Source organism: Caballeronia sp. INML3B (genome assembly GCF_023631305.1).
In the GTDB taxonomy this organism is placed as follows: domain Bacteria; phylum Pseudomonadota; class Gammaproteobacteria; order Burkholderiales; family Burkholderiaceae; genus Caballeronia; species Caballeronia turbans.
Window position 1 is genome coordinate 99,851 of record NZ_JALQDI010000046.1, and the last position, 20,387, is coordinate 120,237.

The 20,387-nt window shown below is 63.8% G+C and carries 18 protein-coding genes; 6 read left to right on the forward strand and 12 right to left on the reverse strand.

Annotated elements, in window-relative coordinates; translation table 11 throughout:
• Positions 1-37 precede the first annotated feature (37 nt).
• A complete protein-coding gene (locus tag NCS58_RS21145) occupies positions 38-952 on the forward strand; it encodes a LysR family transcriptional regulator (protein WP_061120027.1) in 915 nt (304 codons plus the stop codon).
• Positions 953-961: 9 nt separating this feature from the next.
• Here NCS58_RS21145 and NCS58_RS21150 read toward each other — a convergent pair whose 3' ends face one another.
• Both NCS58_RS21150 and NCS58_RS21155 read right to left on the reverse strand, forming a co-directional pair.
• The gene (locus NCS58_RS21150) at positions 962-1,846 is read right to left on the reverse strand and encodes a helix-turn-helix domain-containing GNAT family N-acetyltransferase (protein ID WP_061120028.1); all 885 of its coding nucleotides are present in this window, start codon (positions 1,844-1,846) and stop codon (positions 962-964) included.
• Positions 1,847-1,878: 32 nt separating this feature from the next.
• Entirely contained in the window at positions 1,879-2,907 is a 1,029-nt protein-coding gene (locus NCS58_RS21155; RefSeq protein WP_061120029.1) for an AraC family transcriptional regulator, read from the reverse strand.
• Between the two features lie 173 nt (positions 2,908-3,080).
• Here NCS58_RS21155 and NCS58_RS21160 point away from each other — a divergent pair, with 173 nt between their 5' ends.
• Entirely contained in the window at positions 3,081-3,932 is an 852-nt protein-coding gene (locus tag NCS58_RS21160; protein ID WP_061120030.1) for a class I SAM-dependent methyltransferase, read from the forward strand.
• Between the two features lie 59 nt (positions 3,933-3,991).
• Here NCS58_RS21160 and NCS58_RS21165 read toward each other — a convergent pair whose 3' ends face one another.
• The 4 genes from NCS58_RS21165 to NCS58_RS21180 form a co-directional block, all read right to left on the reverse strand.
• On the reverse strand, positions 3,992-5,038 hold the full coding sequence (locus NCS58_RS21165) for a Gfo/Idh/MocA family protein (protein WP_061120031.1): 1,047 nt from the start codon (positions 5,036-5,038) through the stop codon (positions 3,992-3,994).
• Positions 5,039-5,101: 63 nt separating this feature from the next.
• Positions 5,102-5,320, reverse strand: a complete 219-nt coding sequence (locus NCS58_RS21170; protein WP_061120032.1) for a hypothetical protein — start codon at positions 5,318-5,320, stop codon at positions 5,102-5,104.
• A gap of 80 nt (positions 5,321-5,400) precedes the next feature.
• On the reverse strand, positions 5,401-6,780 hold the full coding sequence (locus NCS58_RS21175; protein WP_061120033.1) for an ATP-binding protein: 1,380 nt from the start codon (positions 6,778-6,780) through the stop codon (positions 5,401-5,403).
• A complete protein-coding gene (locus NCS58_RS21180) occupies positions 6,777-7,439 on the reverse strand; it encodes a response regulator (RefSeq protein WP_061120034.1) in 663 nt (220 codons plus the stop codon). Before NCS58_RS21180 ends, NCS58_RS21175 begins: the two co-directional genes overlap by 4 nt.
• A gap of 198 nt (positions 7,440-7,637) precedes the next feature.
• Between NCS58_RS21180 and NCS58_RS21185 the strand changes: the two genes are divergently transcribed.
• Both NCS58_RS21185 and NCS58_RS21190 read left to right on the forward strand, forming a co-directional pair.
• Positions 7,638-8,027 carry a hypothetical protein gene (locus tag NCS58_RS21185; RefSeq protein ID WP_143756383.1) on the forward strand — a complete coding sequence of 130 codons (390 nt, stop codon included), beginning with the start codon at positions 7,638-7,640 and terminating at the stop codon, positions 8,025-8,027.
• A 336-nt stretch (positions 8,028-8,363) separates the two neighbouring features.
• The gene (locus tag NCS58_RS21190; protein WP_061120036.1) at positions 8,364-9,338 is read left to right on the forward strand and encodes a helix-turn-helix domain-containing GNAT family N-acetyltransferase; all 975 of its coding nucleotides are present in this window, start codon (positions 8,364-8,366) and stop codon (positions 9,336-9,338) included.
• Position 9,339: 1 nt separating this feature from the next.
• Here the strand turns inward: NCS58_RS21190 and NCS58_RS21195 are convergent, their stop codons facing one another.
• The 4 genes from NCS58_RS21195 to NCS58_RS21210 form a co-directional block, all read right to left on the reverse strand.
• A complete protein-coding gene (locus NCS58_RS21195) occupies positions 9,340-10,260 on the reverse strand; it encodes a dihydrodipicolinate synthase family protein (protein ID WP_250477530.1) in 921 nt (306 codons plus the stop codon).
• Positions 10,261-10,273: 13 nt separating this feature from the next.
• The gene (locus tag NCS58_RS21200) at positions 10,274-11,986 is read right to left on the reverse strand and encodes an IlvD/Edd family dehydratase (protein WP_061120037.1); all 1,713 of its coding nucleotides are present in this window, start codon (positions 11,984-11,986) and stop codon (positions 10,274-10,276) included.
• Between the two features lie 141 nt (positions 11,987-12,127).
• Positions 12,128-13,444 carry an MFS transporter gene (locus NCS58_RS21205; protein ID WP_061120403.1) on the reverse strand — a complete coding sequence of 439 codons (1,317 nt, stop codon included), beginning with the start codon at positions 13,442-13,444 and terminating at the stop codon, positions 12,128-12,130.
• Positions 13,445-13,461: 17 nt separating this feature from the next.
• Positions 13,462-14,643 carry a M20 aminoacylase family protein gene (locus tag NCS58_RS21210; protein WP_061120404.1) on the reverse strand — a complete coding sequence of 394 codons (1,182 nt, stop codon included), beginning with the start codon at positions 14,641-14,643 and terminating at the stop codon, positions 13,462-13,464.
• 134 nt (positions 14,644-14,777) lie between these two features.
• Here NCS58_RS21210 and NCS58_RS21215 point away from each other — a divergent pair, with 134 nt between their 5' ends.
• On the forward strand, positions 14,778-15,671 hold the full coding sequence (locus NCS58_RS21215; protein ID WP_061120474.1) for a LysR substrate-binding domain-containing protein: 894 nt from the start codon (positions 14,778-14,780) through the stop codon (positions 15,669-15,671).
• Between the two features lie 175 nt (positions 15,672-15,846).
• On the opposite strand, the gene NCS58_RS21220 is transcribed toward NCS58_RS21215, so the two are convergent.
• Together NCS58_RS21220 and NCS58_RS21225 are read right to left on the reverse strand one after the other, a co-directional pair.
• Positions 15,847-16,689 carry a tetratricopeptide repeat protein gene (locus NCS58_RS21220; RefSeq protein WP_061120405.1) on the reverse strand — a complete coding sequence of 281 codons (843 nt, stop codon included), beginning with the start codon at positions 16,687-16,689 and terminating at the stop codon, positions 15,847-15,849.
• Positions 16,686-17,603 (reverse strand): Ku protein, encoded by a 918-nt coding sequence (locus NCS58_RS21225; protein ID WP_061120475.1) that lies wholly within the window; start codon positions 17,601-17,603, stop codon positions 16,686-16,688. Before NCS58_RS21225 ends, NCS58_RS21220 begins: the two co-directional genes overlap by 4 nt.
• A gap of 249 nt (positions 17,604-17,852) precedes the next feature.
• Between NCS58_RS21225 and ligD the strand changes: the two genes are divergently transcribed.
• Positions 17,853-20,363, forward strand: a complete 2,511-nt coding sequence (gene ligD, locus NCS58_RS21230) for a DNA ligase D (protein ID WP_250477531.1) — start codon at positions 17,853-17,855, stop codon at positions 20,361-20,363.
• The last annotated feature ends 24 nt before the right edge of the window (positions 20,364-20,387 follow it).

A 20,387-nucleotide genomic window follows, 5' to 3' on the forward strand; every position in this document is an offset into this window, starting at 1 on the left:
ACATGAATGCCCTTTTATCCATGACGCGGAGGCATGAATGGCCGGCTTCAACGAACGCATCCTCAACGGCATCAGCGTGTTCGCCGCGATCGTCGATGCCGGCACCTTCGCCGCGGCGGGCGAACGTCTCGGCATGTCGCAGCCCGGCGTGAGCCGCGCCATCGCGCGCCTCGAAGCGCGCCTGAAGATCCGTCTTTTCGATCGCACCACGCGCAGCGTCTCGCTCACCGATGACGGCCGCCGTTTCTTCGAACACGTCATGCCGCATCTCGCGGGACTGGAGGAAGCCGCGGCCACCGCATCGGAGGGTGCAACGGCCGTGCGCGGCCGCCTGCGCGTAAACGTCGATCCGATCTTCTCGCGGCTATTGCTCGGCCCGAAGCTCGATGCGTTCCTGAACGCGCATCCGGATCTGCAACTGGAGCTCATCACGAGCGATCGTCTCGGCGACATCATCGCGGACGGGTTCGACCTCGCCGTGCGCTTCGGCGAGCCGCGCGATTCGAGCCTCGTCGCGCGCAAGCTGCTCGATACGCCGGTGCGCACCGTCGCCGCGCCTTCGTATATCAAGCGGCACGGCAAGCCCGCGACGCCACAGGCACTCGCCGACGACACGCACACGTGCATCGAGTTTCGCGATCCCGAAACGGGACGGCCGTTCGCGTGGGAGTTTCATCGCAAGAAGAAGCGCCTGAGCGTGCAGACGCACGGCCGCCTCACACTCAACGATCCGGGCACGATGCTGAGCACGATTCTTTCGGGCTATGGCATCGCGCAGATACTCCTGCTCGGCCACGAGCACCTGCTTGCCGATGGAAAGCTCGTAGACCTCTTTCCCGACTGGCCCGACGAGCGCTTTCCGCTCTATGCGTTTTATCCGTCGCGGCATCATCCGCCGGCGAAGACGCGCGCGTTCCTGGATCTCGTCATCGCGTTGACGGGCACGCGCTGACGATACGCGTCAACGCAATGCTTTCTCGAACCAGTGATCCGCATAAGGCTCGTCGCTGAACGCGGCGACCTCGACGTAACCCGACCGCCGATAGAGTCCGACGGCTTCCGCGAGCGCCTTGTTCGTCTCGAGCCGCACGACCTTCGCGCCGCTTTGCCGCGCGTGCCTTTCGGCCTCTTCGAGCAATCGCCGTCCGACGCCCAGTCCGCGAGCGTCGGCGCTCACCCACATCCGTTTCAGCTCGGCCGGCGACGTGCCGTGAAACTTGAGGGCGACACAGCCTATCGCCGCACCGCGAAGCCTCGCCACGATCAGCGCGCCTTGCGGCGCGGTCAATTCGCGCGCATCGGCGGACAGGCTGATCGACGGATCGAAGCCCGCATCGAAGCGGGCGTTCAGCTCGGCGAAATATTGGTCGATGCACCATCGCGCATCGGCGCTCGCAGGATCTTCGATCGCGAAGCGGATCAGCGAAGGCAGCAGCAGGCGCTCGACTTCGGCCATCGCTGCGATCAGCCGCCGGCGCTGCGCCTCGCTCAAAGGCGCCAGCATGCCGCCCGCGACGGCATCGGAAAGCCGTTCGAGTTCCTCGCGTTCGGCGCGACCGGCTTCGGTCAGACTGGCGCGGCGCACCCTGCGGTCTTCGGGACGAGACTCGACCGTGACGAGCCCCTGCCGCTCGAGCGCCGTGAGCGTGCGGCTCAGATAGCCCGAATCGAGACCGAGGCGCTCGCGCAGCACGCGAAGATCGACGCCCTGTGCTCCGATCTCCCAGAGCAGCCGAGACTCGCCCATTGGACGGCCGCGCCCGAGAAAATGATCGTTGAGCGCGCCGATGCCCTCGGCAACGGTGCGATTGAAGCTGCGAATCTGGCTGATGTCGGTCGGGTTCATATCTCTGACGTTAGTCAGAGATTCCAGCCGCGTCAATCCGAATTCGCGTGTGGGGCCTCGGTCACGGCTTCCGCGCGGCTCTTCTCACGACGCCATGTTGCCGGCGGCTTGCCGACGAGACGCTTGAACGCGCGAATGAAGGCCGCCTCGGATGCGTAGCCCACCTCCTGCGCCACGGCCGCGATCGTCGAGTTCGTGTTGCGCAGCAGTCCGGCCGCGACCTGCATGCGCCAGTTGACGAGGTATTGCATCGGCGGCAGCCCGATCATGTCGACGAAACGCTCATGCAATGCCGAGCGCGACAGACCCACCCGCTCGCCGAGCTCTTCGACCGTCCACTCGTGCGCGGGCGCGTCGTGCATGACGGCGAGCGCGCGGCCGACGAAACGATCGCGCAAGCCCGCGAGCCAGCCGCGACTTTCATCGGGCAGTCCATCGACGTAGCGGCGCACGGCATCGACGAACATCATTTCGCTCATGCGTTCGAGCATCGCCTCGCCGCCTGGCCGCTTGTGACGCGATTCCAGCACGGCCTGGTGCATGAAGTGATTGATCCAGCCCTGCGTGCCCGTCTCCTTCAGGTGCAAAAGCCGCGGCAACGTGGCGATGAGCGGATTGAACGGACGCAGATCGCAGCCGAGAAAGCCGCATACGAGCATCGTTTCATATGGATCGTCGGGACAGGGATTGTTGCGCGCTTCGACCGCGTCGTAGGTCAGCGTGAACGGCAACTGATCGATCTTCGCCGACAGCGCGGCCACGTCGACTTCGGCGCGAACGCCGGGCGCGCTGGAGATCACATGCGCATCGCCATGCGGAAACACGATGATGTCTCCGCTCGCGAGGCGCACCGGCGCTTCCCCGACGATCGCGCCCCAGCAGTTGCCGTGCGTCACGACGTGATATTCCATCACGTGCTCGCATTCCGGCATGACGATGCTCGCGATGTCGCGCGCGGGCGGCGCCTCCGCCGCCCAGCTTCGATTGCCGCTCACGTGAAAGAAGAGCGCGCCCCGCAGGCGCACCGTGCGCAGCACATCGGAAAGGATGTCGTGGCTCATGTCGGCTCCCGCCGTTCGAAAGCATCGCCGGAACGCGGCGCGAAGACGAAGCGGACGAATGGGCAATTCGCGGCGACTCGCGGACAGGCGTCGAAGCGATGGTAACGGGATACTGCCGTTGCCCGCCATCAGGGCGTTGCTCGACACATCATCTGGAATCTGGAGAAGGAACCATGCATGCGTTGAATACATCCGCGGTTCGCAACGAGCCGATCAATCCGCAGCCCGACTTCGCCGCGATCAAGTCCCGGCAACAGGCCACCTGGGCAAGCGGAGACTTTGCGGTCATCGGCACGACGTTGCAGATCGTCGGCGAGATGCTTGCCGAAGCGGTCGACGTGCGCGCCGGCGAACGCGTCCTCGATATCGCCGCCGGCAACGGCAACGCGACGCTCGCCGCGGCACGACGCTTCGCTCACGTGACATCGACCGACTACGTGCCCGCGTTGCTGGAAAAGGGCCGGGCGCGCGCGCAGGCCGAAGGGCTCGCGGTCGATTTCAAGGTGGCCGATGCGGAAGACCTGCCCTTTGACGACGGCAGCTTCGATGTCGTCCTGTCCACCTATGGCGCAATGTTCACGCCGGATCACAAGCGTCCCGCGAGCGAGATGCTTCGTGTGGCAAAGAGCGGCGGGCGCATCGGCATGGCGAACTGGACGCCCGAAGGTTTCATCGGGCAGTTGTTCAAGATCATCGGCGCTTATGTACCGCCGCCCGCGGGCCTGCAATCGCCCGCGCTCTGGGGCACCGAGCCGCATCTCGTCGCGCTGTTCGGGTCGGAGGCGGCGGACATTCGTTGCGTGCGCAAGCACTTCAACATGCGCTATGAATCGGGCGCGCACTGGATTCAGGTGTTCCGCGATTTTTACGGACCGGTGCACCGCGCGTTCGCCACGCTCGATTCCGCGAAGCAGGCGGAACTGGAACGCGATATCACCGGCCTGCTCGAACGCTGCAATGTGGCGGGAACGTCGTCGCTCGTGGTGCCGAGCGAGTACATGGAAGTGGTGATCGTCAAGCGTTGATGTGCGGCGCATGACGCGCGATTCACGCGTCCGGCCGGCGCGTGAATCGCTTCGGCCACTCAAAGCGTGACGGGCTTCTCGCTGCGCGCGCTTTCGCTGATCGCCGCGAGCGTCGCGGCATTGTCGAGGCTCACCTGCGCGTAGTACTCGATCGCGGCGGCGTCGCGCGTCGCAACCATGCGCGCGAAGCTTTCCGCCGCGAAGAAGAAGCCGCTGCCCACATCGGATGCGACCGGCTCGAACGGCACCGAATTCGGAATGCCGCGCCGCACGCGCATCTGGCTCGGCAGATAGCCGTACTGGTCGCCGGCCGTTTCTGCGCTCGTATGATTGAGATACTCGGTGTCGATGGTGCCTTGCGAGCCGATGATCGTCGCGTAACGATGATTCGCCGCATCCATCGCGCACGAGACCTGCGCGCGGCGGCCATCGGCATAGACGAGCGTCGCCATGAGACTGATGTCGACCTTGCTGTCGGCCCACGTCGCGATTGCATCGACGCGTTGCGGGGCGCATCCCATCACGAGGCGAATGAGGCTCAGCGGATAGCTGCCCGCGTCGAGCAGCGCGCCGCCGCCGAGCTCGGGCTTCATGCGGATGTTCGCGCCGGGATTGCCCACCGTGAAGCCGAAGCTCGCCTGAATCGCGCGCACCTCGCCGATCGCGCCTTCGCCGATCAGCGCCATCATCGCGGCGGTCTGCGGCTGGAAGTAATACGGGAACGATTCGAGCAGCATCACGCCGTTGCGATCGGCGGCCTCGAACATGCGCACGGCTTCGTCGCGGTCGAGCGCAAGCGGCTTTTCGCACAGTATGTGCTTGCCGTGGTCCGCGGCCTTGATCGCCCATTCGGCATGCAGGCTGTTGGGCAGCGGAATATAGACGGCGTCGATATCCGGGCTCGCAAGCAGCGCATCATAGCTGCCGAACCATGTGTCGATGCCGTTCGCTTGCGCGAAGGCTTTCGCGTTTTCGTCGCTGCGGCTCGCGACAGCCACGACGCGCACGCGCTCGCTCGGCCTGACGTCACGCGCGAACTGCCTGGCGATGTTCGCGCCGCCGAGAATGCCGAGGCGCAGGACGGATGATGCTTGAGTGGAAGACAAGGCGGGCTCCTTGAGTTTGTACCAAATGGTTCATTCTCGAAAGGTAACACATCCGCCCATGCTTCAGGGCGCGCACCTGTCGGGGCGAATCTTCGTGCCGCGCTGATCGGCGGGGACGTGGCAATTGTCGACCCGTTGCTCGTCGCTTGCCTTGTCGCCCAGGCGCTCTTTCAGCGTCTTCGGTTCGGACGCCGCGGCCGAAGCGGTAGCAGGCGCGTCGACATTGGCCGCAAGCACGGCGCAGGTCCATGCGAGACATGCGCAAAGGACGAGCTTCTTCATGATAGGCCCGGCATGGAGAGATGAAACGACAAGCATCGTCGCGCCTGGAACGGATGACGCCCCGCTTCTTGCGCTTTCATTCACACATGCATTCCGCTGACGATGTCCTTCGCGTGCGGCGCCGATGCAACCGCGCGCAAGCCGCGCACCCGGACGATGAGTCCGCTCGCATCGTCGCGATTCGTGACTTCGAGCGTCGCGTGATGCCGTTGTGCGACGCGCAGCGCGATCGCGAGGCCGAGCCCGCTGCCATGCCCCGACGTGCCCACGCAGCGATAGAAGCGGTCGCAGACGCGATCGATCTCGCTTTCCGGAATGCCCGGACCGGAATCGAGCACGGTCAGCGCGATGCCTTCCGCTTCGCGCCGCAACGTCACGTCGACGCGTCCGCCGTGCGGCGTATGACGGATCGCGTTGTCGAGCAGGTTGTTCACGAGCACGGCGAGCGCGTGCATGTCGCCCATGACGGTGAACGCGTCGTGTTCGTCCCGCGCCTGTTCGAGCTCGAGGCCGAGATCGATCGAGCGCGCTTCGGCCAGCAAGGAGAAATCGCTCACGCGGAGTTCGCACAGCGCGCGCAGGCTCATCGGCGCGATAGCCGCCTCGCGCGCGGCATCTTCGCGCGCCATGCTGAGCAGTTGCTGCGCGAGATGGATGAGCCGATTCAGCCGGCCATCGATTTTCGCGAGCGTCGCGGCATCGACCTGAAGCGAACCGTCGCCGATCGCGCCCTGGATTTGCAGCTTGAGCGCCGTGAGCGGCGTGCGCAACTCGTGAGCCGCATCCGCGACGAACGTGCGCTGCGCCTGCGACGCGTCACCGAGGCGCCCGAGCAGATCATTCAACGCGTTGACAAGGGGATGCAGTTCGTCGGGCATCGGCTTGTCGAATGCAATGGGTTTGAGCGATTCCGGCGAGCGCGCGGCGAGCGAGTGCGACAGCCAGCGCACCGGCGAAAGCCCGCGCGCGACGACGAAGAGCACGATCACGACGATCACCGGAATGAGCAAGGCGAGCGGCCAGATCGTGCGCAGCGCGAGCGAGATGGCGAGATCGTCGCGAATGAAATAGGGCTGGGCCACCTGGATGAAACGGTCTTGCTGCGCGACGCCAAACGCGCGCCAGCGATAGCCTTCGCGCTCGGCGGAGCCGAAACCCACGCCAAAACGCGGCAGCGCGGGCTCGTGAGGCGAGTGATAGATGAGCCGGCCGGACCGGTCCCAAATGTCGATGACGAGCCTGTCATCCGCAATGCCATGCAGTTCGTGATCGCGCCCTTGCGCGACATCGTCGGCGTTGATGTTGTGCGGCAGCGAGAGCGCGACGGTGCGCAGCTCGTAGTCGAAGAGCTCGCCCGCTTCAAGCCGCGCCGTGCTGAAAATGCCGATACCCGCGATCAGACAGGCGACGCCGAGGCCGCATAAGAGCCATCCGAGCAGCCATCGGCGAATTGATGTCATCCGATCCTCTTCAGGCGATAACCGACACCGCGCACCGTCACGATTTCCTCCGCGCCGATCTTGCGCCGCAAGCTGTGCACATGGACTTCGATCGCGTTGCTGCCGACTTCCTCACCCCAGCCGTACAGCTTTTCTTCGAGCTCCGAGCGGCGAAACACGCGCGACGGCTCCTCGATCAGCGCCTGCAGCAGCGCGAACTCGCGCGGCACGAGGTTGAGCGCGACGCCGCCCTTGCCTGCTTCGTGCGCGGCGGGATCGAGGGTCAGCTCGCCGTGCGAATACACCGGATGCTTGTGGCCCGTGCGGCGTCTCAGAAGCGCGCGCACGCGGGCGGCGAGCTCGTCGAGATCGAAGGGCTTCATCAGGTAGTCGTCCGCGCCGGCATCGAGGCCACGGATGCGGTCGTCGACGGCATCGCGCGCGGTCAGGATCATCACGGGCGCATCGCCGCCGTTCTTGCGATACGTGGCGAGCACGTCGAGACCGTCGCGCTTGGGCAGATTCAGGTCCAGCAGTACGAGGTCGTAGACGCCGTTGCCGAGCGAAAGCTCCGCCGCCCGGCCGTCCTGCGCCCAGTCGACGGTGTAACCCCCGCGACGCAACGCGGCGAGCACGGTTTCCGCGATCATCTCGTCGTCCTCCACCAATAACAGGCGCATGCGCTTTCTCCAGGCTCGAACAGGTCGCACCGATTGTCCGGCCTGCATGCTTAAGCGCCACTTAAGTTTTGCGCGCTGCCGCACATCGTGGCCCCGTTATCGGCGTCGTGCGCGTCCTGCTTAAGCATTGCATAAGCTTCGTCCCCGCACTATACCGTCGAGCGCGCCGATTCGCGGCCGTGCGGCCCGGAGATGCCGATGCGATCGTCCACTCTTGCTTCCCTGCGTGCGAATGCGGTGCTGATCGCCTGGTGCATCGCCGCGTCGGATGCCGCGTGGCTCACGGTCTGCGGCTGCGCGGGCCACGTGAATGCGCTCGGAAGTACCGCGGTGCGCCTTGCGACTCTCGCGAGCGCCGCGGGCATCGTGCTCGTCGTGCGGCGCATTGCGAGGCTCGCATTCGATGCCGCCCGTTCGGCACGCCGCATCGCCTGGGCTTCGGACAAGCTCGTGATCGACGGAGCCTGCCCGGGCGACTGGCTCGTGCAGCTTCATGTGGAACTTCATCCCGCCGGCTCCCGGCTCAGCGGCGCGCAGACCTGTCCGCGCGCCGCGGCGTCCTGCAGAGTGCCACGCGGTCGGGCGTGAACTCGGAACTCGCCCGACCACCTTCGCCCGGCCTCTCCGCCGGGTTTTTTTTTCGTCCACGGTAGTTTCCTCACGCGACGATACACATGCCTTTCATCGCAATTTCAATGCGCATGCGTTCGCTTGTCTAAGCATCTCTTAAGGTTTGCGAAGGCAGGCTTCGGTTCTCGACACGCATTCGAATCACTGCGCTGTGCAAGGCAACTGTGGAGATCCATTCGCACGCGATCGCGGCTAAAGGTGAGCATTTTCGGGAGCACGATTTTTCTTGCGAAAGTTGCATGCCGCAACTAAATTGAACGGACATGGTTGCGCTTTGCAACCGATGGAGCCGTCATGGATTTCATCGACACACCCGTTCAATCCCGCGATAAAACGATCCTCGAATTGCGCGAGTTCTCGCGCAAGCTCGTGCGCGAACTGGGCTTCATGCGCAACACGCTCGCCGAGAGCGGCCTGCCGCCGTCAGCGGTGCACGCGATCATCGAGATCGGCGCGACACCCGGCATTCAGGCGCGCGACATCGCGCAGATCTTGCGACTGGACAAGTCCAACGCGAGCCGGCAGATTGCGCGGCTCGAAGCGGCGGGGCTCGTCACGCGGCAAACATCCAGCGATGATGCGCGCTCGTCCGAGCTCTATCTCACGGCGGCAGGCCAGAAGCTGCGCAGAAAGATCGACAAGTTCGCGACCGATCAGGTCTCCGATGCGCTGCGCCGCATGGTGCCCGAGGATCAGCAGACGCTCGTGCGCTCGCTCGCGCTCTACGCCGATGCGCTCGCGCACGGTCACGACCACAAGACGGCGCACGCCGCGCAGGCGCCGAATGCGCGCGTCGTCGAGGGATACCGGCCGGGCTGCATCGGCGATGTAACGAGCCTGCACGCGCGCTTCTATGCGCATCATGCGGGCTTTGGCGTCTACTTCGAGCGCAAGGTCGCCACCGAACTGGCCGCGTTCGCCGAGAGCCTGCCCGCGCCCGGCAAGGCGCTGTGGCTCGTCATGGACGGCGAACGCACGCTCGGCTCGCTCGCCATCGACGGCGATGCGAAGACGCGCGTCGCGCATCTGCGCTGGTTCATCATCGACGATACATTGCGCGGCAGCGGCGTGGGCCGGCAACTGATGGCGCGCGCGATGGATTTCGTCGATGCCCACTACGACGAGACGTATCTCTGGACCTTCAAGAGCCTCGACGCCGCGCGCCATCTGTACGAATCCTTCGGCTTCACCTTGACCGATGAAGCCGAAGGCACGCAATGGGGGACGTCGGTGATCGAGCAGCGCTTCGCGCGCCGCCCGGTTCGATGATTCATCCACGCAAAACGCGCGACGCCGGCCCGAGGCGTTGCGCGAACCGCCGTGCGCATTCGATGCCGAACGGGGTCGGTCGCGCGCCGCGATCGTGCACGACATCGAAGCCCATGCGCCATGCCGCGATGCGCTTGCCGTAACAGGTGAGCGTTTCCAGGGACTGCATCACGAAGACGATTTCCGGCAGCGTTTGTGCATACAGCGATTCGGCGTCGTGCTCGTGCCCTTCGACGAACGCCTGATGGATCGCCACCTGGCGATCGAACGCATCCGGCGCGACGATCAGGCCGTCGCAGCCCGCGCGCAGGTTGTCGACGAGTTCCTGACCGCCGCGTCCGTTGAACACCGCGAGAGGCTGTTCGAGCGCGCGCAGGCGTTCGATGGTCGCGCGGATCGTCCCGGCCGGGCCTTCGCCTTTCAGCAAACGAAAGTTGGGCTGCTCGGCCGCGAGCGCGGCGATCGATTCGGCGGACAGACCAACGCCGAGATATTCCGGCGCGTTCTGAATGCCTGCGTTCGCGCCGGTTCGTTCGAGCACCGATGCGAAGAACTCGTAATAGAAGGCTTCGGGCTCGCCGCGTATCGATGGCGGCTGAAGGATGAGCCATGATGCGCCGCGTTCGAGCGCGTAGTCAGCGAGCGCGACTTGGCGCTCGATGCTGTCGCCGGTGATCGTGACCGCGAGCGGCACGCGGCCCGCGATGTGCGCGGCACAGTCGTCGATCATCGTGCGCTTTTCGGCGTCGGACAGGCGATTCACTTCAGTTGCAAGACCGAGCGTGACGATCGCGGGCGCGCCCGCCGCGATGGTCGCGTCGATCTGTCTGCGCGTGGCGTCGCCGTCGAGCCGGTTCAGCGCGTCGAAGTAGGCGTAGAGCACCGGCCACATGCCGGACGGCGGCGTTTGATGTTGTGACATCGATCGTCTCCGCTCAATGTGAATCGCGCGGCACCGGCGCGCCGCTCGAACCGACGAGGAAATCCAGGTCCGCGCCCTGATCCGCCTGCAAGACATGCTCCACGTACAAGCGGTAATAGCCCCGCCTCGGCAGCTCGGGCGCTTGCCATGCGGCGCGGCGCTTTGCCAGTTCTTCGTCCGACACTTCGAGATGCAGACGGCGCGCCTCGACGTCGAGCTCGATCATGTCGCCTGTCTGCACGAGCGCAAGCGGGCCGCCCGCCGCGGCCTCCGGTGACACGTGCAGCACGACCGCGCCGTATGCGGTGCCGCTCATGCGGCCATCGGAAATGCGGACCATGTCGGTGATGCCCTTTTGCAGCACTTTTTTCGGCAGCGGCATGTTGCCGACTTCGGCGAAACCCGGATAACCCTTCGGCCCCGCGCCCTTCAGGACCATGATGCAGTGCTCGTCGATATCGAGCGAATCGTCGTCGACTTTCGCGTGCAAGTCCTCGACGTTTTCGAACACGACCGCGCGCCCGCGATGCTTCAGCAAGGATTGCGTCGCCGCCGATGGCTTGATGACCGCGCCGTTCGGCGCGAGATTGCCCTTCAGCACCGCGATGCCCGCGTGCGGCTTGAACGGCTTCTCGAACCGGGTGATGACCTTATCGTCGTAGTTGGGCGCTTCGCTCACGTTGTCCCAGATCGTCCGGCCGTTCACCGTGAGCGCATCGCGATGCAGCAAGCCTTGCTCGCCGAGCTGACGCAGGACCGCGGGCAAGCCGCCCGCGTAATAGAAGTCTTCCATCAGATACTCGCCCGATGGTTGCAGGTTCACGAGGCACGGCACGTCGGACCCGAGTTCCCAGTCCTCGAGCTTCAGTTCGACGCCGATGCGTTTCGCCAGCGCAATCAGATGCACGACCGCATTCGTCGATCCGCCGATGGCCGCGTTCGTGCGGATCGCGTTCTCGAAGGCTTCGCGCGTGAGGATCTTGTCCATCGTGAGATCCTCCTTGACCATCCCGACGATGCGCCGCCCCGCCATATGCGCGAGCACCTGACGGCGCGCGTCGACGGCGGGAATCGCGGCGTTGTGCGGCAGGCCCATGCCGAGCGATTCGACCATCGACGCCATCGTGGACGCAGTGCCCATCGTCATGCAATGGCCGCGCGAGCGGTTCATGCACGATTCGGCTTCGACGAATTCCTCCTGCGTCATCTTGCCCGCGCGCACTTCCTCCGACATCTGCCATACGCCCGTGCCCGAACCGATCGTGCCGCCGCGAAAGCGCCCGTTCAGCATCGGTCCGCCCGATACCGCGAGCGCGGGCAGATTGCACGACGCCGCGCCCATCAGCAGGGCCGGCGTGGTCTTGTCGCAGCCGACGAGAAGAATGACGCCATCGATGGGATTGCCGCGGATCGACTCTTCGACGTCCATCGACGCGAGGTTGCGAAACAGCATCGCCGTGGGCCGCAGATTCGATTCGCCGAGCGACATCACCGGGAATTCGAGCGGCAGGCCGCCCGCCTCGCGCACGCCGCGCTTCACATACTCGGCGAGCTCGCGGAAATGCGCGTTGCAAGGCGTGAGTTCCGACCATGTATTGCAGATGCCGATGACCGGCCGGCCATCGAACTGATCGTGAGGGATGCCCTGATTTTTCATCCACGAGCGGTGGATGAAGGCGTCTTTGTCGTTGCCGCCGAACCAGCTTTGCGAGCGTAGCTTGCGCATGGATGTCCCCTTTATCGCGCTTTCTTCATAGTGTGGGATCCAGTGAAAAAGACCGCGCGAGCGGCCTTTTTCAAAACCCGGATACGTCGAGTTATACACCTCGCTTCGCATCCGGCGCGCGTCAGGCGCAAGATTTGACGATCAGTCGAGCGCGTCCTTCGATCTGTCGCGCATGCACGCCACGGCGATCACGGAGAACACGCCGCAGCCGATCACGTACCACGCGGGCGCCATCACGCTCTTCGTGATGACGATGAGCGAAGTCACGAAAAACTGCGCAAAGCCGCCGAAGATCGCGACGCCCAGGCTGTAGACGATCGCCGCGCCCGTCGCCCGCACGGAACGCGGGAACAGTTCGCCGAGCATCGCGCCGGTCGGGCCGACATTGAGCGAATGCACGATCGAGAGCGCCGTGACGACCGCGAGCAGCGTTTCGGTCGTCGGCGACATGTTCAGGAGCGCGAACGCCGGCCAGATCGCGAGCATGAGCAGGATGCGCGTCGTCTGCGCGAGCTTGTTGCGGCCGATGCGATCCGACAGATACCCGCCGATCGGCGCAACGATGAAGAGAATCGCGCCCGATACGCAGCCGGAGAGCATCGACGTCCAGCCCGGCAGGCCGAGCGTCTTCACGCCGTAGATCGACAGATAGAACACGATGATGAAGTGCGCCGACGTGCCGCCGATCGTGAGACCCAAACCGTTGAGCACCGCGCGGCCATGCTCGCGAAGCACGGTGACGAGCGGGAGCTTCGGCGCTTTCGGCGCGGCGGCCACGCTTTCGCGCGGCGCTTCTTCCATCGTGCGGCGCAGCCACCAGCCGACCGGCACGATCGCGGTGCCGATGATGAACGGCACGCGCCAGCCCCAGCTCTCCAGTTGCGAGGACGTGAGCGATGCCGTCAGCACGACGCCGGTCAGCGCGCCCGCGAGCGCCGAGAGTCCCTGACTCGCGAACTGCCACGATGCGTAGAAGCCGCGTCGATTCGACGGCGCCTGTTCGAGCAGCAGCGTGGTCGATGCGCCCACTTCGCCGCCCGCCGAGAAGCCTTGTATCAGGCGCGCGATCACGAGGATGACGGGCGCGGCGATGCCGATCTGCGCGAACGTCGGCGCGGCCGCGATCATCGCGGTGCCGAGCGCCATCAGGCCGAGCGTGAGCAGCATCGCTTTCTTGCGTCCGGCGCGGTCGGCGTACATGCCGATCAACAGGCCGCCCACGGGCCGCGTGAAGAACCCGACGCCGAAGCTCGCCACGGCAAGGAGCAACTGGCCGACCGGATCGTGCACCGGAAAGAACAGCTTGCCGATGACGAGCGCGAAGAACGCATAGACCGTGAAGTCGTAGAACTCGAGCGCATTGCCGACTGCCGCCGCCATGACAAGCCGCGTGCGCGCTGCGCGGCTCGTGGGCGTCGATACATTCGCCGGCGCGCGGGCGATGGTGGGTGCGTTCATGATGTGCTCCGAAGGGATCAGTCGGCGAGCCAGGCTTCGGCCAGGCGCACCCAGTAGCTCGCACCGATAGCGAGGATGTCGTCGTTGAAATCGTAGGCCGGGTTGTGGACCATGCAGCCGCCCTTCGAGCCGACGCCGTTGCCGATCCACGCATAGGTGCCGGGGCAGGCTTCGAGCATGAACGCGAAGTCCTCGCTGCCCATCAGCGGCCGCGCGGCCGGCTCGACGCGCTGCGCGCCGAGCATCTTCGTCGCGACATCGGTGGCGAAGGCGGTCGGCTCTTCGTGATTCACGAGCACCGGATAGCCGAGTTCGTAATCGATCTGCGCCGTGCAGCCGAATGCAAGCGCCTGCGCATTTGCGAGCGCCGTGATGCGTTCCTGGAGCTGCTTGCGCACGCCCGCGTCGAGCGCGCGCACCGAGAGCTTCATCAGCGCGGTCTCGGGAATCACGTTGCACGCCTCGCCTGCCTGCACGCTGCCGACGGTGACGACGGCAGGCTTCTGCGCATCCACTTCGCGCGCGACGATGCTGTTCAGGCCCAGCATGATCGACGCGACGGCCGGCATCGGATCGCATGCGACATGCGGCATCGCGCCATGACCGCCGACGCCGCGCACGGTGATGTTCACGCGGTCGGACGAAGCCATGCCCGGGCCCGGCGTGAAGAACATGTCGCCCGCGGGCAGGCCGGGCATGTTGTGCAGGCCGAACACGGCATCGCACGGAAACTTTTCGAAGAGGCCGTCTTCGATCATCGCGCGCGCGCCCGCCTCGCCTTCCTCGGCGGGCTGGAAGATGACGATCAGCGTGCCGGAAAACTGGCGGCTCTCGGCAAGATAGCGCGCCGCGCACAGGAGCATCGCGGTATGGCCGTCGTGGCCGCATGCGTGCATCGTTCGCGCGTGCTTGCTGGCGTACGGCAGGCCGGTCGCTTCTTCGATGGGCAAGGCATCCATGTCCGCGCGCAGGCCGATGCGCTTGCTGCCCGCGCCCTCCTTCAACACGCCGACGACGCCCGTCTTGCCGAGCCCGCGATGCACGGCGTAGCCCCATTGAGTGAGCAGTCCCGCCACGAGATCGCTCGTTTGCGTTTCTTCGTACGCAAGCTCGGGATGCGCGTGGATGCGCCGGCGTACTTCGACGAATTGCGCTGCGATGGCGGCAATGCCGGGGATGACGGGCTCGACTGACAGCATGTGACACTCCTTGCTCGATGCGGATTCAACGTGAACCCAAGCATATAAAGCCGAAAAGCAAACCAAAAGACGGTAAATTTATTGCGTGAATACCATCGGTTGTCGGTGCTAACCCTAGGATGTCGCTCATGAGCATGAAGATTCATCAGTTGCGCGCGTTTCTGACGACCGCCGAGCAAGGCAGCATCCGTGCAGCCGCGCGCAGCCTTCATCTGTCACAGGCGGCGCTTACGAAGGCAATCAAGGAGCTGGAACAGGATCTCGGCGTGCCGCTGGTTCTACGCACCGCGCGCGGCGTGCAGTTGACCGCATTCGGGCAGCAGTTGCGCGTGCGGGCGCATCTCATCGTGAGCGAGATGCGCCGCGCCGAAGACGACATCACGCAAATGAAAGGCGCGGGTGCGGGAAGTGTGAGCGCGGCCGTCACGCCCACGGCTGCGCTATCGATACTGCCGCAGGCGTATCGCGCGTTCCGGCGACAGATGCCGAACGCGCGCGTGAGTTTCATCGAGGGTTTTCCGGGTGTCGCGATGCCGCGTTTGCGCGACGGCTCGCTCGACTTCGTCGTCGCGGTGGTCGTGCCCGAGCATCTCGCGCCGGAGTTCGACCACATCGAACTGTATGAGAGCCGCTCGGCGATCGTCGGGCGGGCGGATCATCCGTTGCGGCACTGCACGTCGCTGGCGGAACTCTCGGATGCGGAGTGGCTCCTGAATCCGTCGCCGGAAAGCTCGACGCAGGCGCTGCTCGATTCGTATGCCGAGCGCGGTCTGGCGGTGCCGAGGCGCGTGATCGAGTGTCCGAGCTTCATCATCGCGCATGGCTTGTTGCGCGGATCGGATGCGCTGGCCGCAATGCCCGCCGCGTTGCTGGAACACCCGTGGGTCAGCGAAGGACTCGCCGTTTTTCCGATCGCCGATGCGTTGCCCGCGGTGTCGGTGCGCGTCGTGACGCGGCGGGACAGTCCGTTGACGCCCGCCGCGACGGTGTTGCTCGAATGCCTTCAACATGCGGCGCGTTCGCTGTGACACGCCTCGAATGTCTCATGCCGATTCAGTCTGGATTCTGTCTTTCAAAATTTGGGCCACGCAGGTTCGTCTACCTCCCGGGCTTCGAAAGCAAAGGGCGACACCTGAAGCTAAGACACCGTTCGACCCTCATCCTTGCCCGCGGTAGAGGGCTATGTGGAGCGTCTTGCCGGATTCAATTACTCAGCTTGCGGTAAGCGTTCAGGTGGCGAATCAAGCCGCGCCGGTCACCGCGCTTGTCGAGAACGATGGCAAGGTTGTGGTGAGCGTCTGCGTAATTCGGGTCGATGGCGAGGCACTGTTCATAGCTCCTCCTTGCCTCATCGAGCCGCCCCATCGTGTCGAGCGCCACCGCTCGGTTGAAATGCAGCACGGCATCGTCCGGGAAATGCTCTAGCGCCTGGTCGAACACGCGCAGCGCCTCACCGCATTGATGTTCGTCCTCGCACAATAAGGCGCCGAGGTCGACGTACGCAGCGTAAAAGGGCTCGGGAGACAGCTCGATGGCGCGCCTGTAGTTCCGCTCGGCAGCGCGCGGGTCAGCCGCCAGCAACTGTTCAGCCAATTCATATCGTTCCTGTGCCTGGGCAGCCGCAGTGTTTTTGCGCTCTGGCGTCGCGTCAAAGAGCACGACATCGCCTCCGACCCTGGCCACTTCGAAGTCGAGCAGCATCTGACCCGTTACCGCGTCCCAGCGCGACGGTCCCGTCTTGACGACAATCGCGTCTCCCTCGGCAGCGATGCGGATGCCGGACAATGGAAGCTCGTCAGGAAGGTCGCGCTTGAGTCGGGCGAGCGCCTCTCGCAGCTTACGCGGCGTGGTCTTCGCCGTCCGCAACTGCAATGCCGTGCGCAAAAGGACGACATCTTGGAACGTGAAGCGCAAGGCGTTACGAGGTCCCCGGGTAGGCGTCACGAGACCTAACTCGATGAGTCCATCGACGATGCCGCGCGAGACGCCAAGCATCGATTGAAGCTTGGCGAGTGAGACGTAGTGCGATACGTCGCGTTTGCTCACTTGCGTGCGCGCGCCTTCGCCGGAGTTTCGGCGGCAACCTTCGGCGCTCGTGCGGCAGGTTTGCGTGTTTTTGGAACCACCGGTTCTTCAACAGCTTTCGACGCAGTCTTCCGCTTTTCTGTGGGCTTTGTCTTCTCGCCGCTCTTGGCGAGACTCGCGCGCAACGCTTCCATCAAGTCAATCACTTCGCCAGTCGGTGCAGCTTCGCCAGCCTCGGGCGCTACGATTTGTTTGCCTTCAATCTTGCGGTCGATAGCTGCCAGGACGCGCTTTTTCTCTTCATCCTCGTAGGCCGAAGCGTCGTAGTTGTCCTCTGCGCCCTGCTCGATGATTTGCACCGCGAGCTTCAATTCGGAATCGGAAACTGCGACATGTTCGATATTCAAGTCCTTCAGAGACCGGACTTCGTCTGCGAACAGCAACTGCTGAAAAACCATGCCGTCCGGCGTTGGACGAACCTGGACGATTCGCGTCTTGCCTTTGTACGACCATTTTGCCAAGGCACATCTGCCGGTCTCGGCGAGCGCCTGCTGCAAGAGGCTGTATGGCTTCCCGCCGCGTTTATCGGGCGCAATGAAATACGCTTTGTCGTAAAACACGGGATCGACTGACTTTTCCGGAACGAATGAGACTATCTCGACGACATGACTCGCGCCTTCCTCCAGCGCCTTCAATTCGTCGCCGGTGAAGACGACATAGCGGTCCTTCTCAAACTGGTAACCCTTCTGCATGGAAGCCCGCTCGACGACCTGCCCAGTGGATTCCGAGACATACTGCTGTTTCACACGTGAGCCGTCGGGGGCCAGCAGGTTGAATCGAATGTCGGACGAGCTCTCTGTGGCGGAGTACAGTCGAACGGGAATAGAGACCAGTCCAAAGGACAGAGAAAGCGATGCAATGGAGCGAGCAACCATGAGCTTCTCCTGGCCGGCTGTTAGCCTTTCGCCGGACGAAAAGGATGAAATCGTCGCCCACGGCCGCCAGGGCGTGCAAACAGGATAGCACCAGGTGTGCCGCCGCACGGCAGCAACCGCGATGAAGGCCATTCCGGCTTCCGGCGTCATGCAACGGAACGGCATGTCGCTTGCTTCGTCGGCTGGTTTGAAAGTTTGCTCGAGGTGGCAAGCTGCGCTTGGTCACCGCTCTGCTTATGGACCGCCATCATGGTTCCTACCCGTGACACGAACTCGCCCCCGCTGGCCCGCTACCGGAAAAAGCGGGACTTCAACGTCACGCCCGAGCCGGCAGCACCGACCAGTGACACGACCGTCGGTACTGGTAGCCTCAGATTCGTTATCCAGAAGCACTGGGCGAGCCGTCTGCACTACGACTTTCGACTCGAGTTCAATGGCGTGCTGTTGTCGTGGGCGGTACCCAAAGGTCCATGCTACGACCCCGGGAAAAAGCAGATGGCGGTGCATGTAGAGGACCATCCCGTCGATTACGCTGCCTTCGAGGGCACCATCCCTCCAAAGCAATACGGTGCCGGCACTGTCATTGTGTGGGACCGCGGAACGTGGGAGCCGGTGGGCGACGCCGCTAAAGGAATGGAAGCGGGCAAGCTGGTCTTTCGGCTGCACGGTGAGAAGCTCGCCGGCCTATGGGAGCTGGTGCGCATTTCGAAGGCCGGCGACAAGCAAGACCAGTGGATGCTCTTCAAAAAGCGCGACGAGTGGGCTCGCCCGCTCGCTGAGTACGATGTGATAAAGGCGCTTCCTGACAGCGTCACCGCGAAGCCGCTTGGGCTCATTGAAGAACGTGAGCCAAGGGCGGCGCGACGCTCGCGCGCAGCCGAATTCCGGATTGACCTGTCGGCCGCAATACGAGCGCCGCTGCCTGCAAAGCTGGAGCCACAACTGGCCACGCTTGCTGAGTCGCTGCCTGCGGTCGGCGATTGGATAACCGAAACGAAACTGGACGGCTATCGCCTCCTCGCCCGAATTGATAAGAAGCGCGTGAAATTGTTCACGCGAAACGGCCACGACTGGACGGCAAAGTTTGCGACGCTCGCCGCCGAGCTATTGGAACTCCCGCTTTCAAGCGCCTGGATTGACGGCGAGATTGTCGTGCTCAAGGACGGCATTCCCAGCTTCTCGGCACTTCAGGATGCCATTGACGGCGCCAAGAATCAGGAAATTGTCTTCTTCCTTTTTGACCTGATGTATATCGACGGGGACGACCTCAGGAAAGTGCCGCTCTGGGCAAGGCGAGCACGACTCGCACAGCTTCTAGAGGACTCGGGCGAACACCTGTTGTTCAGTCAAAATTTCGACGCACCGGCCGCACAGGTTTTTCAGGCTGCTGCAGGACTGGGCCTGGAGGGCCTGATTCTCAAAAGGCGAGATGCGCTTTATGAGTCGGGCCGGACGCAAACGTGGCTCAAAGCGAAGACACGCTTGAGACAGGAGTTCGTTGTTTGCGGCATGACCGCACGTGGCGGCAACGATGGGGAAGTCGGCAGCTTGTTGCTCGGCTATTACGTTGGCGACAAGCTCCATGACGCCGGAAGTGTCGGCACCGGATGGGATTCCAAAACCGCACGAGACCTTTGGCACCGCCTCGCGCCTCTCGAGGTTGACAAGACGCCGTTCGACACGCCTGTCAAGAAGCCCGGACGATGGTCCAAGCGTGCAGCCGGCAGCGAGAGGTGGGTTCAACCAACTTTGGTTGCAGAGGTGGAGTTTGCAGCCTGGACGGCGGAAGGTGTGGTAAGGCAAGCATCCTTTATCGGGTTACGCCTGGACAAAACTGCTCGCACCGTCGTCCGTGAGGGTGGAAAGACGCAAGCTCCCGAGCCGCCCCCGCAACTCAAGATTACCCATCCCGAGCGCGTTATCGATTCGTCGGCGTCAGTCACGAAGGCAGACCTTGTTCGGTATTACGCGAGCGTTGCGGAGCGGATGCTACCTCACATCAAAGATCGGCCTGTCGCGCTCGTTCGCGCGCCGGACGGTGTCGCTGGTAACCTTTTCTTTCAGAAACACGCCGAGCGCACCGCGATGCCTGGCCTGACTGCTCACAGTCGCGATTTGTGGCCAAAGCATCCGCCATTATTGACGGTCGATACGGCGGACGCGTTGCTGAGCGCGGCTCAGATGAACACCATCGAATTCCATACATGGAACTCGGTGGTCCGTCGGCTTGACGCGCCTGACAGAGTCATCTTCGACTTGGACCCCGGTGAGGCGGTGAAATGGAATCACGTCCAGGAGGCGGCAATGCTGGTTCGGACACTGCTGTCCGAGTTAGGTATCCAGGCCTGGCTCAAGACAAGCGGCGGCAAAGGGTTGCATGTCGTCGTGCCGCTGGCTCCGCGATTGGACTACGCGAAGGTGAAGGCTTTCTCGCAATCGTTCGTTCGGCATCTTGCCAAGACTATCCCTGAACGCTTTTCGGCGGTGTCTGGACCATCTAATCGAGTCGGCAAAATCTATGTCGACTATCTGCGCAACGGGAAAGGACAAACAACCGCTTCGGCATTCTCCGCTCGGGCTCGACCTGGAATGGGCGTCTCGATGCCGGTCGCTTGGGAGCAGCTTTCCGACCTCAAGACCGGCGCTCAGTGGAATGTCCAGACGGCACGTGAATATCTGAGCTTCCAGGCGAGCGACCCGTGGAAGGACTTCTGGTCGGCCAGACAATCTTTGGCAGCAGCGATCAAGCGTCTGCCGTAAGCGGTTTTGCGCGGAGACTCGAGC

What these genes read in the sequence shown, in the direction of transcription:
- ligD (WP_250477531.1), top strand. Translation starts at nt 17,853, where the DNA reads ATGGTTCCTACCCGTGACACGAACTCGCCCCCGCTGGCCCGCTACCGG.
- NCS58_RS21200 (WP_061120037.1), bottom strand. Translation starts at nt 11,986, where the DNA reads ATGCGCAAGCTACGCTCGCAAAGCTGGTTCGGCGGCAACGACAAAGAC.
- NCS58_RS21155 (WP_061120029.1), bottom strand. Translation starts at nt 2,907, where the DNA reads ATGAGCCACGACATCCTTTCCGATGTGCTGCGCACGGTGCGCCTGCGG.
- NCS58_RS21150 (WP_061120028.1), bottom strand. Translation starts at nt 1,846, where the DNA reads ATGAACCCGACCGACATCAGCCAGATTCGCAGCTTCAATCGCACCGTT.
- NCS58_RS21145 (WP_061120027.1), top strand. Translation starts at nt 38, where the DNA reads ATGGCCGGCTTCAACGAACGCATCCTCAACGGCATCAGCGTGTTCGCC.
- NCS58_RS21190 (WP_061120036.1), top strand. Translation starts at nt 8,364, where the DNA reads ATGGATTTCATCGACACACCCGTTCAATCCCGCGATAAAACGATCCTC.
- NCS58_RS21170 (WP_061120032.1), bottom strand. Translation starts at nt 5,320, where the DNA reads ATGAAGAAGCTCGTCCTTTGCGCATGTCTCGCATGGACCTGCGCCGTG.
- NCS58_RS21160 (WP_061120030.1), top strand. Translation starts at nt 3,081, where the DNA reads ATGCATGCGTTGAATACATCCGCGGTTCGCAACGAGCCGATCAATCCG.
- NCS58_RS21205 (WP_061120403.1), bottom strand. Translation starts at nt 13,444, where the DNA reads ATGAACGCACCCACCATCGCCCGCGCGCCGGCGAATGTATCGACGCCC.
- NCS58_RS21225 (WP_061120475.1), bottom strand. Translation starts at nt 17,603, where the DNA reads ATGGTTGCTCGCTCCATTGCATCGCTTTCTCTGTCCTTTGGACTGGTC.
- NCS58_RS21185 (WP_143756383.1), top strand. Translation starts at nt 7,638, where the DNA reads ATGCGATCGTCCACTCTTGCTTCCCTGCGTGCGAATGCGGTGCTGATC.
- NCS58_RS21180 (WP_061120034.1), bottom strand. Translation starts at nt 7,439, where the DNA reads ATGCGCCTGTTATTGGTGGAGGACGACGAGATGATCGCGGAAACCGTG.
- NCS58_RS21210 (WP_061120404.1), bottom strand. Translation starts at nt 14,643, where the DNA reads ATGCTGTCAGTCGAGCCCGTCATCCCCGGCATTGCCGCCATCGCAGCG.
- NCS58_RS21195 (WP_250477530.1), bottom strand. Translation starts at nt 10,260, where the DNA reads ATGTCACAACATCAAACGCCGCCGTCCGGCATGTGGCCGGTGCTCTAC.
- NCS58_RS21175 (WP_061120033.1), bottom strand. Translation starts at nt 6,780, where the DNA reads ATGACATCAATTCGCCGATGGCTGCTCGGATGGCTCTTATGCGGCCTC.
- NCS58_RS21215 (WP_061120474.1), top strand. Translation starts at nt 14,778, where the DNA reads ATGAAGATTCATCAGTTGCGCGCGTTTCTGACGACCGCCGAGCAAGGC.